The organism is Thalassospira sp. HF15, assembly GCF_011806525.1.
Lineage (GTDB): Bacteria > Pseudomonadota > Alphaproteobacteria > Rhodospirillales > Thalassospiraceae > Thalassospira.
The window spans coordinates 385,374-403,641 of the sequence record NZ_JAAVKI010000001.1 but is presented as its reverse complement, the minus strand read 5'-3'; the positions used below and the strand labels follow the sequence as shown (position 1 = coordinate 403,641).

Genomic DNA, 18,268 nt, shown 5'->3' with positions numbered 1-18,268 from the left:
TTCTAGTAGTCTCCAGTGGCGGCGGGCCCATCGCCCATTTTCGCGCCACAGGTTTCGAGCAATGCAGTCAAAACGCCACTTGCCCCGAAACGGAAGGTTTCCGGCTTTGCCCAGCCATCCCCCATCATGTGATCGGCAATTGCGATGTAGAGGGCAGCATCCTCAGTGGTTTTAACACCGCCCGATGCCTTGAACCCGGCATTGATACCATCTTCGTCGCGCGCATCACGGACCGCGGTCAACATGGCAACGGCGGCCTCAGGTGTTGCGCCGACTGAGACTTTGCCAGTCGATGTCTTTACAAAATTGGCACCGTGTTTGATGGCGAGGCGCGATGCTTCGTATAGCTTGCCAAGATCCTCAAACTCGCCGCTTTCAAGGATCACCTTCATGGTCGTCATGGTGCCACAGGCCAGACGAGTGGCATCGACCACATCCGTTGCAGTCGCAACATCGCCATCCAGAAACGCCTTGTAAGGAAAAACAAGGTCAATCTCGTCAGCGCCCTTCGAAACGCAATTGGCGGTCTCGTCGCCTACGCGTTGCGCATTGGTGCCGCCTTCGGGAAAGTTCACCACTGTCGCTGTCTTAACACCTGACTGGCCCAGAGCCTTCCACGAGGTCTCAATAAATGGGGGATAAACACAAACGGCTGCTGTATTGCCGACCGGGGTTTGTGCCCGTTTGCACAGGGCTTCGATAACCTGTTCATTGTCATCATCATTAAGGCTGGTCAAATCCAGAACAGAAATCGCCCGGCGCGCGGTGTCGGCGTCTGCCACGGCTTTGTTCCTGGCAACTGAAATAACCTCTGAGACAGTCTTGGGATCGAACATCAAATATTCCTTGCAACGCGCAATGTGTGGTTCGTCATTATCAGCCATTCGGTGCCCATCTGACCGAAAAGAAAAAGACGGGTCAACGAGGGCCTGAAGGGTATCCAACCTTCATTCGGCAATCAATCGATCCGTCTTACAATACAGTTTCAATCAGAACGCAGAAACGCGACGGCGAGATTACTTGGACAGCAGCAGCTGGCCTTCACGTCCTTCAAGTGGGGTATCACCCGCAACGGAGCACAAATACCCGCCCGGGACGATCAGACGGATACCAATGCGCGAATACAAAACGCCATCTGTACGGCTGGAGAATGATGTTTTTTCACCGGTTTCGCAGTCAAGAACGTAACCGAGTTCCTGACCGGCCTTGACCTTCGCACCGACATTCACAGCAAACACCACCATCCCGCCATGAGGCGCCATCACACGATCCACACCTGAAAGCGGGGTCGCATCACACTTGGCTTCGGGCAGGGGACCGGGATCACCGGCGACAAGACCACGACGCTGGAGAAACTTGAACATGTTCTCCGCATCCTTGATCGCGTATTCGTCATAGACATCGCGATCACCGCGCAACTCAATCGTTGTTGCCATTGTTGCCATCGGGATCGGGAAGTTATCACCATAAGCACGCCGCAGCTCGACCCACGGGCGGCTGAAGGCCTCGTCGAACGGGTTGTCGCCGCTGATTTCCGCAATCAGGCTACATTCCGAGCCGATCTGAGCCGAAAGATCGGCTGCATCGGGCCAATTATGGTCGCTGATGTAAAGATGCATCGGCGCTTCCCAGTCGCAATGCAAATCCATGACGTAATCGGCATCAATTGCAAGCTCCGCCAGCGTCAGGCGCAAATCCTGCAGGTCCGTCAACGGACTGACTTCCTTGCGGTGTTCCTTGATCAGGCGACGCAATTCGGTACGGATCAGCGCAACGTTTTCGTTTGCATCCTGGCCAAGTTTACCCGTTACAGCCTTAATGAGGGCGGTGCTGAGATCCGGATAGTGACGGTTAAAGTTCTGACCGCTGCGCAGTTCAAACCGGCCAAGCGGTTTCATATCGACATATTGGGTGAAGCCGATTGGATTGGCGAAGGGCACGACAACGATTTCGCCGGTAATATCACCCTTGGCATCTGCCTCTTTCAACAGCGTTTCAAGGTGGTGAAGCGTAATGACGCCGGGCAATTCATCGGCATGCAAAGCTGCCTGAAAGTAAGCCTTTGGGCCGTTACCGGGTTTGCCATAACGGCGCACGGTCAGGGCGCGTGACGTACCCATTTGCGGGCGGACGAGTTCAATGCGTTCTTCTTGCATTTCGAAATCCTGGAAGGTGGGATGTGGGGCAAATCAACCCGGCTGGATCACAGTACCTGCGACGTGATGCCGACAGAGATACCATTTTCCAAATACCGGGTTTGATGGGGATATTCTTTTAGGCCGATGCTGCCTTTGCCTTGCCTGTTTTGGGTTCCTTGCGCTGTTCACTGCGACGCAGATAGCGCTCAATTCCCTTGAAACCAAAGGTCAGCGTGTAAACGATAATCAGATAGATCACACCGGCCGAGATGAATGCCTCATAGGGCAGCGCGGTACGGGCAACGATTTTACGTGCGGCACCGGTAAGTTCCATCATGGTAACGGTCGATGCCAGCGACGTCGCCTTTAGCGTAAAGATCACGTCGTTGGTGTAGGCGGGCCAAATCATTTGCCACATGCGCGGGAAAATGATGCGGCGATATGTAATCCAAGGGGACATGCCGCATGCACGTGCTGCTTCCAGTTCGCCATTCGGCACGTTCTGAATGCCACCGCGCATGATTTCTGCCACATAGGCTGCGGTATTAAGGACAAATGTCAGCAGGCAATACCAGTACGGGTCGCGCAAATAAACCCAGGTCCAATGATCCTGAATGCCGTCAATGTTCGCTATAAGCTGCCCGACGCCGTAATACATCATAAACAGCTGTCCAATCAGCGGCGTACCACGGAACACGTAAATGAAAGCAAAGGGCAGGGCTTGTATCCAGACCTTTTTCGAAACACGCGCAACAGCAAGTGGAATGGCCAGAAGCGTACCCAGCGTGACTGAAATCACCAGCAACTCGATGGTCAGCAGGAAGCCGCGCCACAACCACGTGTCATACTTGCCAAGGACATATATGAAATCTTCAAACATCTGCTACGCCCTCGCCACGCCGCGGGCGGCCCGCTTTTCAAGATAGTTGAAGACCAGCAGCGAAACCGTTGTAAATGCGAGAAACATCAGCATCGCCACCAGATAGAAGGTGAAGGGCGCCTTTTCCGTTCCAGCACCGATGGCGGCCTTGCGCATGATCTCTTCGACACCGACAACCGATATAAGCGCGGTGTCCTTGATCAGGACCTGAAACAGGTTATTGAGGCCGGGAAGGGCGAAACGCCATAGCTGCGGAAGTTTGATGCGCATGAAAATCTGCATCGGTGACATGCCACACGCCGTTGCCGCCTCGATCTGACCAATCGGGATCGACTGCATGGCAGCACGGAAAACTTCGGATGCGAATGCCCCCTGAACAAGGGCAAGTGCCGCGACACCGGACCAGAACGCGGGAATATCAACGCGGGTTTCCTCGCCGGAAATAAGTTCGGCAAGGCTCTGAACGGCGATGGTGCCGCCAAAATAGATCAATAAAATAACCAGAAGCTCGGGAATGCCGCGAATAAGAACGGTATAGCTTTCCCCAATCACACGCAGTGTGCGATAGCGCGACAGCTTTGCTGACGCGCCCAACAAACCAATAACAATCATGAATGGCAAAACGGTCAGGCAAAGCTGAACTGTAACCAGTCCCCCTTCAAGCATCTGCCAGCCGCGGCCGTATAAATCGATCATGGTATCTCCAAGCTTTCCTTGATGCTGAACGCGCTTTTCACCCCTGACTAAAAGCAACGAACAACAATAAGGGAAGGGCGGCGAACAGCTCGCCGCCCCGGATAGATCAGGCAGATCAATTCGGATGCAGATCGATCGCCGGGAAGTACTTCTTGTTCAGTTCATCGTACGAACCGTTTTCCAGCATTTCAGCCAAGGCTTTATTGAAGATTTCCTTCAAATCCTGGTCTTCCTTGCGGATACCGATACCGGCGCCTTCGCCGAACCATTCGCTAGGTGCAAACTGGTTGGATACGAAGCCATACCCTTCGCCTTCTTCCGAGCTGACCCATGCATCGAGCGTACCGGAGTCAGCAAGGGTCGCGTCCACGCGGCCAGCGGTCAGGTCAAGCAGGGCTTCGTCCTGGGTGCCGTACATGCGGATTTCGATGCCCGGGAAGTTATCTTCCAGGAAGTTTGCATGCGTGGTCGAACGCTGAACACCGATGACCATGCCATCAAGCGCATCTTCCATCACTTCACCGTCTTTGTAAGCGGTGATGCTCATGCCGTCTTTACCAACGAACACCGCCGGGGTGTTGCTGTAATAGTCGGAGAAATCGATGGAACGCTTGCGCTCTTCGGTGATCGACATCTGGGCGATGATCGCATCATATTTCTTGGCCAGAAGCCCCGGGATCATACCGTCCCAGTCCTGTGCAACGATTTCGCATTCAACATTCGCGGTTTCGCAAAGCTTGTTGGCGAAATCAACATCGAAACCGATGAGGTTGCCATTGTCGTCCATCATGTTGAACGGAGGGTAGGCCCCTTCGGTCGCAACAACGACTTTATCCCAAGCAGCACTCGCTGCCGAAGCACTCAGTGCAATGCCAACTGCTGCGGCAGATGCAACCTTGATCCAGTTTTTCATTCATAGTCTCCCTTGTTGATTGGAATGGGGCGTGCATCACGGCACTCCCATTCTTGCGACCAAGGCACAGCAGGCCTTGGTCTGCCAAGATCAGAAATCGCGCTGAAGAAACTGCTTCATGCGTTCCGATTTTGGATTCTCGAATACATCAGTTGGGTTGCCGAATTCCTCGACCAGCCCCTGATGCAAATACATGACGTGGCTTGATACGCCCTTTGCGAAACCCATTTCGTGGGTCACCACCAACATGGTCCGACCTTCCTCGGCCAAATCCGTCATAACCCGCAAAACCTCACCGACAAGTTCCGGATCAAGGGCAGAGGTAGGCTCGTCAAACAGAAGAACGTCTGGTTCAATTGCAAGCGCGCGCGCAATGGCGGCACGCTGTTGCTGGCCACCAGATACATGACCGGGATAATAATCCCGACGTTCATACATCCCGACCTTTTGAAGCAAAGCATCGGCTCGCTCGATCGCTTCTTTTCTTGGCACGCCAAGAACGTGGATCGGCGCTTCGATCACATTTTCCAGAATGGTCAAATGGCTCCAGAGATTGAAGCTCTGAAACACCATCGCCAGTTTAGTACGAATACGTTGAATTTGCTTTTTGTCGGCGGCTTCCTGCAAGCCATTCTTAAGCGTCTTCATGCGGATCAATTCACCTTTGACGTGAACAGCCCCGGCATTTGGCGTTTCAAGCAGGTTGATGCATCTTAGAAACGTACTTTTGCCCGATCCGGAAGAGCCAATAATCGAAATCACGTCCCCGGTATTGGCCGTCAGATCAATTCCTTTGAGAACTTCGTGTTCCCCAAAGCTTTTGAACATCCCTTCGACCTGCAGGGCGGGTATGTCTGTGCTCATATCGAGTTTAAAATTTCCCTGTTGAGAGTCTTATATTCTTCGTTCGTCTTAGCATCTGAAAACAGATGCTCCCCCACAAGACACGCCAAAGCGCCTCTCATTCCGTCAATAATTGCCTGTCCAACGAGAGTATTTCCACTGATATTTTGCAGTTTTATGAAGAAAACTGCGGTTTCAGACGGTTACACATCACCCTTAAAGACCGCATTGCACAAATCGTGCAGCAGTAAGGGATTTTACGCAATAAAAAACTACACGGATTTTCGCGACAAGGTGCCTGTTGAACGGAATCCAACCGGAGGCTGAAGGATGCGACAGCTTCAAACCCTACAAACCGACGACTGTTTCGTGCCTACTCGTTGTCGCGCACAGTTTTCAGGAACCCGGTAACCTCTTCGCGTAGACGCTGGGCAAGTTTCCGCATTTCCTCGGAAGACGAGAGGAGCGAGTTGGCTTCTTCACTCACCATGTTGGCGGTATCCGAGACGGCCGAAACGTTTTGCGAAACTTCTTGGGTACCGGATGCTGCACGTTGAACACTGTCAGCAATCTCTTGTGTCGCAGCCCCTTGCTGCTCAACCGCCGCTGCAATGGCATTGCAGAATTCGTTGATCCGCTCAATCGTTCCGGAAATCGACCCGATTTCGGAAACCGAACGGTTCGAAGACCCTTGAATACCATCGACCTGGACCTGAATGTCTCCTGTCGCCTTGTCGGTTTGATTGGCAAGGGATTTGACTTCTCCGGCAACAACGGCAAAGCCTTTACCGGCATCACCAGCACGTGCAGCTTCGATGGTTGCATTAAGTGCCAGCAGGTTTGTTTGTCCCGCAACATCCTGAATAAGGCCAACCACCTTTCCGATCCTTTCGGCGGCCTCCGCGAGTTCCGTGACGGTGGCAGATGTACTGTTTACGCCAGCAACCGCCTCGGTCGCGACCTCTATTGATTGCGTGACCTGTGCACCAATTTCGCGAATGGCTGCAGACAGTTCCTCAGTGGCCGACGCCACCGCCTGGACGTTTTCCGTTGTTATGTTTGCAGCACTCGAAACAGCAGCAGCACGGGCAGTAGATTCCTTTGCATTGGCAGATAACTGGGTTGCGACCGTCTGTGTTTGTTCGGCCGCTTCTGCGACTGTTTCCACAATAGAAAGAACACTTTTCTCAAAATTGTCTGCCATTTGTTCCAAGGCGCGCCTGCGTGCCTCAGCCGCATGTTTGGTTGCGGCTTCATTTTCTTTCGCCAGTCGGTCGACTTCGGCTGCGTTGTTCTTAAATACCAGAACAGCCGCCGCCATTGCGCCTATTTCGTCCTTCAGTTCAGTTCCCGGAACCTCTACATCCCTCTGTCCGTTGGCGAGACGGGTCATGGCGGAAGTCATGCTCATAACCGGGCGCGAAACCCACATACGTACCAGAACGCCCATCAGGCCCATGATGGCCAGAATGGCAATTATAGCGGTAATAATGGAAGTGTAGCGAAACTCGGTAAGCGATGCGTATGCTTGATCGCGATCAAGTGCAAAGCCGAGATACCAGTTCACAGACGGCAAACCATTGACACGAAAGAAGGTGAATAACTGTTCACCGCTGCCGTCCATGATGTTCTCCATTCCTTCCTTTACCGTTGGGGTGTCGTCAGGAAACACTTCAGTCAGCGGTGTAAGAGTGAATTCGGCATTCGGGTGGATCAGCACTGTTCCCTGATCATTGACCAGAAAGCCATATCCGATTCCGCCCAAATCGATGCTGCGAACGAGATCACCAAGGATACCAATATCGATATCGCCGCCGACAACGCCAAGAAGGTTGGAGCCGTCAAAAACGGGTGTGGTCGCCGTCACGATAAGCTGACCGGTCGATGCATCTGTGTAGGGTTCGGTCAGGGTGCTGTCACCGACGAAGACCGCATCGGCGTACCAAGGGCGTTGGCGCGGGTCGTAGTCGGGCGGCAGCTCATCGGGCGGATACATTGTCATCACACCATCGGCACTGCCGAAATATGAATAGATAAATGACTCGGCAAAGGCCTCACCGCTCGCCACTTCTGAAACATTGGAGGGTGAACTGTCACGTGCAATACTATTGGCAAGGCTCTCGACCAACAGGCGTCGACCATCAAGCCAGCTTGAAATGCCAGCGGTCGCCAACGAACCACTCTCGGTCAGTTTGGCCACCAGTGCATTCTGGATGTAGGTTCGCTGCTGATAGTCAAAATACAGGATGAAGGCTGTAAACGTCGCAACAACGATCATCGCCGCGGCAAGCAATATTCGGCTACCAATATTGAGTGACATCCAGCAATCCTCCTGGAATAGCGCGGTATTTTAAACAAATGTGTTCACGTGACACGATTACAAGCACTTTGCGACGCGATGGTTCATCCTTCTGAAAAGTTGATCGTTCAAAACGTGTTTGAATTGCCGGCTACCACTAAAGTCGAACCCGGCAAGAGATCGACATCACTATGAAATCTCTTTGTTTTCGGTATTGATTAACAATCACATTGCTATCAACCGTAAGTTTCCCCATATGAGGAAATGACTTGTGGAAAACTCACACAAAATACCGATAAACGGAGGAAATTAATGAAACGCGCATTATTTGCAGGGATGGCGGTCGCGTTCGCGTTCGGGAGCACAGCTGCCGTGGCACAGGATCGTGATGGTTGGCCTGAGAGCTTCACTGTCGGCACGGCATCACAGGGCGGCACCTATTTTGCTTACGGTTCTGGCTGGGCAAACCTTGTGGCTGAAGAACTTGGCATTTCGGGTGGTGGCGAAGTCACCGGTGGCCCAATGCAGAACATGGCCCTTGTTCACACTGGTGAAGCCGCATTCGGCATGACCACTATGGGGCCGGCGGCAGAATCGCTTGCAGGCACCAACCCGATTGCACCTGGTCTGCAGATGACCAATGCCTGCGCAATGTTCCCGATGTATCAGACGCCATTCTCGATCACCGCACTGTCTTCATCGGGCATTATGTCCGTCGACGACATCCCGGCTGGTGCCAAAATCGGTTTCGGCCCGGCTGGCTCGACGTCTGATACTTACTTCCCGCGTATGCTTGAAGAACTCGGTGTCGATTTCGAACGCCGCAATGGCGGCTGGTCTGACCTTGGTGGTCAGCTACAGGACGGCTTGCTTGACGTGATTGCGTTTGCTGCAGGCGTTCCGGTCCCGGCCGTTAGCCAGCTTGAAGTTCAGACCGACGTGAACATCATCGAGTTCACCGAAGCCGAACAGGAACAGATTATGGATGCCTTCCCGGTATCCGAGTTCAACATCGCAGCCGATACCTACACGACCCTGACCGAACCGGCACGCTCGGTTTCAATGTGGAACTTTGCGATTGCCAACTGCGATCTTCCGGAAAGCTTTGTCTACGCTGTCACCGATGTTGTGATGTCTGACAATGATCGTATGGTTTCAATCCACCGTGCAGCCCGTTCGACGGTTCCGGCCAACTGGGACAAGAACAAGGTCATGAAGTGGCACCCGGGTGCTGCGAAGTGGTTCAATGAGAATGGCGCGTCCATTCCGGCAGACATGATCAACTGATCCCTGCCAGCAAAACATTTGAAAGGCGGACTGTCCTGATTAATGGACGGTCCGCCATATTTTGATTACCAGCTTGCCTGTGGCCAAAAACAATCTTGCGTGAATGCGGGGGAATAGATGTCAGATAAAAGCCAGGTGGAAGACGAACACCTCATTGCTGATGGTGTTGACGAAGAGCCGGTCGAACATAACCGGCGACTGTTTGAGGGCAGGGCACTGACCTTCATCACGATCTCTGCTGCGATTTATGCAGCCTTCCATATGCTTGCGCTAAATGGCGTCTCTCTGTCAGGAATGACGGGCGGTATTGTCAACTTGCCGTTCTTGCCAGATTTCCCGCTTGAAACATGGAACTTCCGGATTGTCCACGTTGCCGGGGCACTGGCACTTGGTTTCCTTTGGTATTCCGCCAACAGCTTTAACGACAGCCCGGGCACATCAACCCCGGTTCTGGGGTATCTGTCTTACGTCCTTTTGGTGCCGGCCTTCATGGCGACGGGCATGGCGATCAGTTTTGCATTCGACATCCAGAACGGTGTGATGTGGAATGGCATTGATGCCACCATCAAGTTCAATGAAACATGGATGTTCGGAACACCGCTTTTGATCGCAACGGTCGGTGGTATCGTTCTGTCCTGGTTCCACAAGACATCGCGTGACAAATACTCCGCACCTGACTTTGTTCTGTGCGTCTGTGGTTTTGCCGTAGCACTCTATCTGATTACGATCTACGGCACGTTGATGCGCAACTCGACCGGCACGCCATTCGCGCCGATCGGGATCTCGATTGCTGCTGTTGCTGGCACATTGTTGATCATGGAATTGACCCGCCGTGTCGCTGGCCTTGCACTTGTGATTATTGCCACGATTTTCCTTGTTTATGTTTTCGTCGGAGAGTACCTGCCGGGCTTCCTGCAGTCCCCATCAATTACCTGGCAGCGCTTCTTTAGTCAGGTTTACACCGATGCAGGGATACTTGGCCCGACAACAGCTGTCTCTTCGACCTACATCATTCTCTTCATTATCTTTGCGGCCTTTCTGCAGGCATCCAAAGTTGGAGATTATTTCGTGAACTTTGCATTCTCTGTCGCGGGCCGTGCGCGTGGTGGCCCTGCAAAGGTTGCAATCTTTGCATCTGGCCTGATGGGCATGATCAATGGCACCTCGGCTGGCAACGTGGTTGCCACCGGGTCGCTGACCATTCCGTTGATGAAAAAGGTCGGCTATCACAAGAAGACTGCCGGTGCGATTGAGGCAGCGGCCTCAACCGGTGGTCAGATCATGCCACCGATCATGGGGGCCGGCGCCTTTATCATGGCGGAGATTACCGGTATTCCATACACCGAAATCGCCATCGCCGCAGTCATTCCGGCAATCCTCTATTTTGTATCGATTTATTTCATGGTCGATTTCGAGGCTGCCAAACTCGGCATGCGGGGCATGCGCGAAGACGAATTGCCACGCTTCGATGCGATGATCAAAAAGGTATTTCTTTTCCTGCCGATCATCATTCTGATTATTGCGCTGTTTCTTGGTTATTCCGTGATCCGGGCAGGGACCCTTGCCACAGTTGCGGCCGTGGTTGTCAGTTGGATGACCCCAAACCGGGTCGGTATAAAATCGGTTGCCAAAGCCTTTGAACTGGCGGGTGGTATGTCGATCCAGATCATCGCGGTCTGTGCCTGCGCCGGTATCATTGTCGGTGTGATTGCCTTGACCGGTGTCGGAGCGCGCTTCTCCAATCTGCTGCTTGGTCTGGCAGAGGCATCACAGCTTCTGGCACTGGTATTCGCCATGCTGATTGCTATCCTTCTTGGGATGGGGATGCCAACGACCGCGGCCTATGCCGTTGCGGCCTCTGTGGTGGCGCCGGGATTGATTGATCTTGGTATTCAACCACTTACAGCGCACTTCTTCGTGTTCTACTTTGCGGTTGTTTCAGCAATTACCCCGCCTGTGGCACTTGCATCCTATGCCGCTGCCGGGATATCGGGCGCCAACCCGATGGAGACATCGGTTGCGTCCTTCAAGATCGGCATCGCGGCCTTCATCGTGCCATTCATGTTCTTCTATAACTCTGCGATTCTGATGGATGGAACCTATCTTCAGATTGGTCAGGCACTGGTTACCGCCGTGGTTGGCGTCTTCTTGCTGTCATCAGGCGTGCAGGGCTGGTTCCTTGGCAGCAGGGCGGTCTGGTTCTTGCGCATTTTGCTGATTGTTGCCGCCCTGTTCATGATCTCGGGTGGCCTGATCACGGACCTAATCGGGATCGGCGTTGCCATTGGGACGCTCTTCATCCAGCGTGTCCTGAAACCGAAACCGGGTTCAACATTCAGAACAGGTGGCGCGGACTAAGTCACCATGGAACCATGGCCATAACCAAAAAAAGCGCACCATGTTCGGTGCGCTTTTTTTATCTGTTGTTCGCCCAGTCGCTTATTCTGCAACCTTCTTAACAAATTCGGATTTCAGACCCATTTGGCCGATCCCTGGGATCTTGCAGTCAATATCATGATCACCGTCAACGAGGCGAATGCCCTTTACCTTGGTGCCGACCTTAACAACAGCCGAGGAACCTTTGACCTTCAGGTCCTTGATCACAGAGACAGTATCGCCATCGGCAAGTGGAGTACCGTTGGAATCCCGCACAACATTTGCATCTGCTTGCCCGGTTGAAAGCGACCACTCATGGGCGCATTCCGGGCAAATCAACAGCTCGCCATCTTCGTAAGTGTATGGGGATTCACATTTGGGGCAGGGTGGCAGTTCGCTCATATCAACGACCTTTCGACGATGGTGACGTCATGGCAGATACGGCTTTGCAGCTCGCAGCGAACATCGCCTTGCGATTGCTGAACTAGTTCTGCTCTGTCTTGGATAAATGGCGGAGAGGGTGGGATTCGAACCCACGGTACCCGTAAAGGCACGGCGGTTTTCAAGACCGCTGCATTCAACCGCTCTGCCACCTCTCCGCAAGAATGGTTGGAGCTATTTGCTCTGGGCGCTTTCAATAAATTGACGAGGATGACCTGTCAATAGTGCAATCGATCATTGCAGCGAAAGCTGGCGATTTATCCCGATTTCAGTATGGTAACTCCATTCAAACAACCAACTGCTTTCGGAACTTGCGCTCGTGTTCTACTTCCTGTCCAAAACGCTCGGCATTCTGATTAATACGGCATTCATGCATGGCCTAATACTCGCAATTCTGTTTGGTCTGTTGATTCTCAAACGGACACGCAGATTTGCGATTGGAGGCTTGGTTGTCTTAACCGGGGCGTCCTTGCTGATTACGGTTATTCCCGTTGGTACAATCCTGTCGCACGCACTGGAAACAAGATTTGAAAAACCAGATCTTACAAATTTGGAGTTTGCAGGTGCTGTAACGCTTGCAGGAAGCATCGACCCAAACAGCTACCTTCAACGTGGCGAAATGCATGTCGGCGGCTCTGCGGACAGGATCTTTACCATGCTGCGCGTCGCCAACCTATATCCTGCCAAACCCATCCTGTTCACCGGCGGGGATGGCAACCTGACAGAACGCGGCTTTAGCGAAGCGCTCGTACTTGAAAATTGGCTAAGCGATTCGGGTCTAAAGACGCCAAACATGTACTTCGAAGCGCAATCGCGCAACACGCACGAGAACGCGACAAAATCTCTTGAGATGGTGTATCGCGATTGGCCTGAGCTTGCCAAAAAGCCTTGGGTGCTAATCACTTCCGCACAACACATGCCGCGCGCAGTCGGAACATTTCGCCAGGCTGGCTGGAATGTCATCCCTTATCCGGTAGACAGATTCACCTCCGATGACATCCATTTAGCAAGTCTTAACGTCTCAGGGGCTATCTACAATCTAGGCCGTGCTCTGCGTGAATGGGTTGGTTTGACTGCCTATTACTGGACGGGCCGCACAGATGAATGGTTCCCCCGACCACGCGCTGCCGGGACGGAAAACTGATACATGATTGGATGAGGCTTAGATGAAATTCTGGAAATTGTTTACCGCTGCCTCCGTCGTTGCCGTGATGGCGGCACATACACCGGCCTCAGCCCAAACCGACGAAAAACTTCCAGAATTCACCACCGAAGGATTTGACGAGTGGCTCGTTGAATTCAAGAAGGAAGCAGCCAGCAAAGGTATTTCCGACGCAACACTCGATGTTGCCTTTGCCAATACCCAACCAATTCCCAAAGTGATCGAATATGATCGCAGTCAGCCGGAATTCAAACTGACCTTTGATCAGTATCTTGACCGTGTGGTACCGCAGTCACGCGTCAATGAAGGACGTCGCAAATATGCCGAAAACCGTGAAATCATTGATGCAGCAGCGAAAAAATACGGGGTTCCGGGCCACTATCTGACCGCGTTCTGGGGTATTGAAACCGGCTTTGGTCGCTTTACCGGCGGCTATTCGGTCGTCGATTCACTCGCGACCCTGGCGTTCGAAGGACGCCGGGCAGAGTATTTTCGCAAAGAGCTGATGAACGCACTGACCATCATTGATGCAGGCCATATCGCACCGGAAAAAATGTCAGGTTCCTGGGCCGGTGCCATGGGACAGGCACAGTTCATGCCATCCACCTTCCTGAATTACGCACGTGACGGAAATGGCGATGGCAAGATTGATCTTTGGGGCGCGAAGGAAGACGTGTTTGCCTCTGCAGCAAACTATTTGTCTTCTGTCGGTTGGCACGCAGATGAGCGATGGGGCCGCAAGATTTCCCTGCCGGAAAACTTCGATATGGAGCTTGAAGGTCGTGATATCCGCAAACCGATTGCCGAATGGCAAAAGCTTGGCGTACGGATGCCAAATGGTGCGGATTTACCTGTCGCCGACATGGATGGTTCAATTGTCATCGTAAATGACGGTGAAGGTCCGGCATATATGGTTTATAACAACTTCCACACCATCATGCATTGGAACCGCTCGACATACTTCGCAATTGCAGTTGGTACACTGGCAGACGCCATTGCCGGTCGCTAAAAAAACAGTCCGAAAATACGGATTTCGAAACTGAACGAGCATGGACAGAGCATCTACAAGCGGGGACACCTTGATGCCCAAACCACGAAAAAGTGCCATGGCACATCTGCGATCCAAAGGCCGTCTTGCCATGGCGGCAGCAGCCCTTGGCATTTTGCTGGCAGGGTGTGCCGAAACGCAGCTTGCACTCCATGGCGTCAAGCGACTTGGCGGTCAGTCACAACCAGCTCAGGTCGGCAACTACAAGATCGGAAACCCATACGAGATTGCCGGTCAGTGGTACTATCCGGCTGTTGACTATGAATATACCGAAACCGGCATCGCCTCCTGGTATGGACCGAAATTTCACGGCAAGAAAACCGCCAATGGCGAGATTTTTGATCAATACGAAGTTTCCGCAGCTCATCGTACTTTGCCGCTTCCCAGTATCGTTCGGGTAACCAACCTTGAAAACGGCAAATCTATCAAGGTTCGTGTCAATGATCGCGGACCTTTTGCGCATGGGCGCATTATTGATATGTCCCGCCGCGCGGCTCAGCTTTTGGGTTTTGAGCGCAAAGGAACGGCAAAAGTTCTGGTTGAAGTGATCGAGGTCGAAAGCCGTCAGATCGCCGCCATTGCGCAGGGAAAGGCGGCGCCTAAAGTAAGCGTTGCCGAACAAAACACAGTGAGTGCTGCTCCGCGTGACGTTGTGGAAACCGTACGTCTAGATGATGGCCCCATAACAGATAGCGGGGAACCGACCACTTCCCGCATCAAGCTGACACCGCCCTCGTCAAACGCCAGCGTGGAAGCAGCTCCGCTAGATGGTGTGGTTGAAGAAACCGCTGTGGTTGAAGTGTCTCCGGTGGCTTCGTCATCAATCTACGTACAGGCTGGTGCCTTTTCCATTTATGATAACGCACTGAACCTGCGCAATCGCCTGTATGACCTGGCGCCTAGCAAAATTGAGCCGATCGACATCAAGGGCACGACCTTCTACCGCGTGCGACTTGGACCCCTTGAAACCGTGCCAGAGGCCGACATTCTTCTTGAACGGGTAATTGCGACCGGCCAAAACGGTGCCAAAGTCGTTGTCGAGTGCGCAGATGGCGGCTCGGCCACATCTGGTTGTTGATTGAAAAAAGCAGGTTATGCTACCGCTTTAAAACACCAACCTTGCAGGTGTTGCACAATTCTGCCGAATTTGCGACATAAGCAAAACAGCGGATACACCGGCTCTCGGTGCATAGAGAATTTATTTTACAGGGTTAGAATGCCATGACTTTGATGCCGCCAGTTCCGTTCAAAAACACTCTGAACCGGGTAGTGGCCGGGGCCTTCATTGTTGGTTCCGTCATGGCAATGTCGATGACCTCTGCGAGTGCGCAGGCGATCGAGACCAATGCGCGTGAAGCCTTTATCATGGATTTTGATACCGGGGCCGTGCTGCTCGATAAAGAAGGGGACACCCTGACCGAGCCGGCTTCGATGACCAAAATGATGACCGTCCATATGCTGTTCAAGTATATCAAGGATGGTCGGGTCTCCTTGGACGACACCTTCCACGTCAGTGAAAAGGCATGGCGCAAGGGCGGATCGAAAATGTTTGTTGAGGTTAACTCCAACGTTTCGGTATCCGATCTTCTGCACGGGATTATCGTCCAGTCCGGCAATGATGCAGCCATTGTGGTCGCCGAAGGCTTAGGCGGTTCCGAAGAGGCCTTCGCCGAGGCCATGACCGAAGAAGCGCGTGCAATCGGCATGACCAAATCGATCTTTAAAAATGCCACCGGATGGCCGGCAGAAGGGCATCTTGTCACGGTTCATGATCTTGCGATCCTTGCACGCGACACCATTCGCAACTTCCCGGATCTCTATAAGCTCTATTCCGTCAAGGAATTCACCTATAACGGCATCCGCCAGCCAAACCGCAATCCGCTTTTGGGCACCAGTGCCGGGGTTGATGGCCTTAAGACCGGCCATACGGAAGCAGCGGGGTACGGCCTGACTGCGTCAGCCGAGCGTGATGGACGTCGTCTTATTCTTGTTGTCAACGGCCTTGGTTCTGTGCGTGAACGTCGTACGGAGTCACAAAAGCTCCTTGATTGGGGCTTCCGAGAGTTTGACAACTATGATTTGTTTGCCGAAGGCGAAACAGTCAGTTCCGCCAATGTCTGGCTAGGTTCGGAAACCAAAGTGGATCTGGTTGCAGACAAGGAAGTCCTTTTGACCCTGCCGCGCACGGCAAGCCGCGATATGAAGGTTTCTGTGGTCTATGACGGACCGATCCCCGCACCCATCAGCAAAGGTGACCAAATCGCTACGCTGAAGGTCGAAGTTCCGGATCAGGACACCATCGAATTCCCGCTTTATGCCGCACATGATGTCGGTCGCCTTGGCTTTGTCGGCCGTATTGGCGCTGCGATCAAATATCTCCTCTGGGGGGCGAACGGGTGACGTCGAAACCCGGTTTGTTCATCAGTTTTGAAGGCGGTGAGGGCAGTGGAAAATCCACCCAGATCCTCCGTCTGGAGAAGTGGTTTCGTGATCAGGGCAAGGATGTTGTCGTCACGCGCGAGCCCGGTGGGTCCCCAGGTGCTGAGGAAATCCGCAATCTTATTCTGACCGGCGACCCCGGACGCTGGGACGCCGTCACCGAAGCGCTTTTGATGTTTGCGTCTCGCCGCGACCATGTAGAACGGACCATTCGTCCAGCCCTTGCTGAGGGAAAGGTCGTTCTTTGTGACCGGTTTGCCGACTCATCTGTTGTGTATCAGGGCTACGGACACGGTCTTGGGGCAGAGTATATCCGCAATCTTTGGAAACTGGCGATCAATGACTTCAAACCTGACCTGACGGTGATTTTTGAGCTGCCGCTTGAACTTGGTTTGGAGCGGGCTGGCGCGCGCTTTGCCAATGTGAGCGCTGCAGAGGATCGCTATGAACGGATGGGGCTTGCCTTTCACCAGCGCATACGTGACGGCTACCGCGAAATTGCAGCGACTGAAAAGGACCGTTGTGTTGTCATTGACGCCAATGGTGACATCGAAAGCGTAGGCGAACGCGTTATCTCTGCCGTAAAGGGTCGAATTGCCGGGCAGGGGATCTGATTGATGGCCAAGGACGACATTCCTGAAGAAGAGAATCCCTTTGAACCGCGCCGCAATGACTCTCTTTTGGGCCATGAACAAGCCGAAAAAGTCATTTTGGATGCCTGGAACAGCAATCGCATGCACCATGCCTGGTTGCTTTGCGGCCCCAAAGGGGTTGGCAAGGCGACGCTGGCCTATCGCATGGCGCGCTTTATTCTGTCCGGTGGCGGCGAAAATGGTGGCGCCGGACTTTTTGGCGATCAGAGCGATGGTCTTTACGTAGATCCTGAAAACCCGGTATCGCGGCGTATCGCGGGTGGTGGTCACGGGGACCTTAAGGTCATCGAACGCCAATATGATGACAAGAAAAAGCGCTTGCAGGGTGAAATAACGGTTGCCAGCGTTCGCACCGTTGGCAACTTCATGTCCAAAACCTCTGCCGAGGGCGGATGGCGAATTGTGATCGTCGATGCTGCCGATGAGCTAAACCGCAATGCGGCCAACGCGATCCTGAAAGTTCTTGAAGAACCACCGGCCAACGCAATGATGATTTTGGTCGCCCATCATCCGGGGCGGTTGCTGCCGACCATTCGGTCTCGTTGCCGACGTCTTAATCTTGGTCCGCTTCGGGATCATCAGGTTGTTGATCTTCTCGGCCGATATTGCCCAGAAATGGATCTTGATGCTCGGGATGCGCTGTCTGGCTTGGCCGAGGGAAGTGTAGGGCGTGCACTTCAGCTCCATGACGTCGGCGGGCTGGAGCTATATACGCAGCTTGTCGAGATCATTGCAGCCCTTCCGAATGCCGATGTCGCGGCACAGCACAAGTTTGCGGAGCGTTTTTCCCCCGCTGACAAGGATGCTGCCTTTGCAACAATCACTGAACTGTTGCATTGGTGGCTGGCTCGAATGATACGGTTTGCCGCAACGGGGCAGGCGCCCCGGGAGGTCGTTGAAGGCGAATTGCCCGCGATGCAACGCATGGCAGCCGCGCAACCGCTTGATCAATGGCTGGAGGTATGGGAAAAGATCAACGACTTGATGGGCGCGACCCGCGGTTTGCATCTTGATCGCAAGCAGGCCTTGCTCAATGCATTCTTCATGCTTGAAGAAACCATGCAAACCTGACATCACTGCCCACATACCGAAA

General features: G+C 53.2%; 16 protein-coding genes and 1 tRNA gene. 8 read left to right on the top strand and 9 right to left on the bottom strand.

The window, feature by feature from the left end:
• Positions 1 to 2 precede the first annotated feature (2 nt).
• From deoC to HED22_RS01815, 7 genes are all read right to left on the bottom strand, one after another.
• Entirely contained in the window at positions 3 to 782 is a 780-nt protein-coding gene (gene deoC / locus HED22_RS01845; RefSeq protein ID WP_368484459.1) for a deoxyribose-phosphate aldolase, read from the bottom strand.
• A gap of 234 nt (positions 783 to 1,016) precedes the next feature.
• Positions 1,017 to 2,156, bottom strand: coding sequence for a succinylglutamate desuccinylase/aspartoacylase family protein (locus tag HED22_RS01840; RefSeq protein WP_167718278.1), 1,140 nt, complete (start codon positions 2,154 to 2,156; stop codon positions 1,017 to 1,019).
• A gap of 118 nt (positions 2,157 to 2,274) precedes the next feature.
• Entirely contained in the window at positions 2,275 to 3,018 is a 744-nt protein-coding gene (locus HED22_RS01835; protein ID WP_167718276.1) for an ABC transporter permease, read from the bottom strand.
• 3 nt (positions 3,019 to 3,021) lie between these two features.
• Complete coding sequence (locus HED22_RS01830) at positions 3,022 to 3,714, bottom strand: ABC transporter permease (RefSeq protein ID WP_167718274.1); 693 nt, start codon at positions 3,712 to 3,714, stop codon at positions 3,022 to 3,024.
• 115 nt (positions 3,715 to 3,829) lie between these two features.
• A complete protein-coding gene (locus tag HED22_RS01825) occupies positions 3,830 to 4,627 on the bottom strand; it encodes a transporter substrate-binding domain-containing protein (protein WP_167718272.1) in 798 nt (265 codons plus the stop codon).
• 90 nt (positions 4,628 to 4,717) lie between these two features.
• Positions 4,718 to 5,479 carry an ABC transporter ATP-binding protein gene (locus tag HED22_RS01820; protein WP_368484464.1) on the bottom strand — a complete coding sequence of 254 codons (762 nt, stop codon included), beginning with the start codon at positions 5,477 to 5,479 and terminating at the stop codon, positions 4,718 to 4,720.
• A 364-nt stretch (positions 5,480 to 5,843) separates the two neighbouring features.
• Positions 5,844 to 7,790 (bottom strand): methyl-accepting chemotaxis protein, encoded by a 1,947-nt coding sequence (locus HED22_RS01815; protein WP_167718268.1) that lies wholly within the window; start codon positions 7,788 to 7,790, stop codon positions 5,844 to 5,846.
• A gap of 291 nt (positions 7,791 to 8,081) precedes the next feature.
• On the opposite strand from HED22_RS01815, the gene HED22_RS01810 reads away from it, so the two are divergent.
• Both HED22_RS01810 and HED22_RS01805 read left to right on the top strand, forming a co-directional pair.
• Complete coding sequence (locus HED22_RS01810; RefSeq protein WP_167718266.1) at positions 8,082 to 9,056, top strand: TAXI family TRAP transporter solute-binding subunit; 975 nt, start codon at positions 8,082 to 8,084, stop codon at positions 9,054 to 9,056.
• A gap of 117 nt (positions 9,057 to 9,173) precedes the next feature.
• Positions 9,174 to 11,414: a TRAP transporter fused permease subunit gene (locus HED22_RS01805; RefSeq protein ID WP_167718264.1), complete on the top strand. Its 2,241-nt coding sequence runs from the start codon at positions 9,174 to 9,176 to the stop codon at positions 11,412 to 11,414.
• Between the two features lie 81 nt (positions 11,415 to 11,495).
• Here the strand turns inward: HED22_RS01805 and HED22_RS01800 are convergent, their stop codons facing one another.
• Both HED22_RS01800 and HED22_RS01795 read right to left on the bottom strand, forming a co-directional pair.
• The gene (locus HED22_RS01800; protein WP_167718262.1) at positions 11,496 to 11,834 is read right to left on the bottom strand and encodes a zinc ribbon domain-containing protein YjdM; all 339 of its coding nucleotides are present in this window, start codon (positions 11,832 to 11,834) and stop codon (positions 11,496 to 11,498) included.
• Between the two features lie 107 nt (positions 11,835 to 11,941).
• Positions 11,942 to 12,031, bottom strand: a tRNA-Ser gene (locus tag HED22_RS01795).
• A 161-nt stretch (positions 12,032 to 12,192) separates the two neighbouring features.
• Between HED22_RS01795 and HED22_RS19785 the strand changes: the two genes are divergently transcribed.
• The 6 genes from HED22_RS19785 (at position 12,193) to HED22_RS01765 (ending at position 18,246) form a co-directional block, all read left to right on the top strand.
• Positions 12,193 to 13,017, top strand: coding sequence for a YdcF family protein (locus HED22_RS19785; RefSeq protein WP_167718260.1), 825 nt, complete (start codon positions 12,193 to 12,195; stop codon positions 13,015 to 13,017).
• A gap of 22 nt (positions 13,018 to 13,039) precedes the next feature.
• Complete coding sequence (locus HED22_RS01785; protein ID WP_167718258.1) at positions 13,040 to 14,044, top strand: lytic transglycosylase domain-containing protein; 1,005 nt, start codon at positions 13,040 to 13,042, stop codon at positions 14,042 to 14,044.
• Positions 14,045 to 14,117: 73 nt separating this feature from the next.
• Positions 14,118 to 15,161 carry a septal ring lytic transglycosylase RlpA family protein gene (locus tag HED22_RS19730; protein WP_167718256.1) on the top strand — a complete coding sequence of 348 codons (1,044 nt, stop codon included), beginning with the start codon at positions 14,118 to 14,120 and terminating at the stop codon, positions 15,159 to 15,161.
• Positions 15,162 to 15,304: 143 nt separating this feature from the next.
• Positions 15,305 to 16,483 (top strand): D-alanyl-D-alanine carboxypeptidase family protein, encoded by a 1,179-nt coding sequence (locus tag HED22_RS01775; protein WP_167718254.1) that lies wholly within the window; start codon positions 15,305 to 15,307, stop codon positions 16,481 to 16,483.
• The gene (tmk, locus tag HED22_RS01770) at positions 16,480 to 17,136 is read left to right on the top strand and encodes a dTMP kinase (protein WP_167718252.1); all 657 of its coding nucleotides are present in this window, start codon (positions 16,480 to 16,482) and stop codon (positions 17,134 to 17,136) included. Before HED22_RS01775 ends, tmk begins: the two co-directional genes overlap by 4 nt.
• Positions 17,137 to 17,139: 3 nt before the next feature.
• Complete coding sequence (locus HED22_RS01765) at positions 17,140 to 18,246, top strand: DNA polymerase III subunit delta' (RefSeq protein WP_167718250.1); 1,107 nt, start codon at positions 17,140 to 17,142, stop codon at positions 18,244 to 18,246.
• The last annotated feature ends 22 nt before the right edge of the window (positions 18,247 to 18,268 follow it).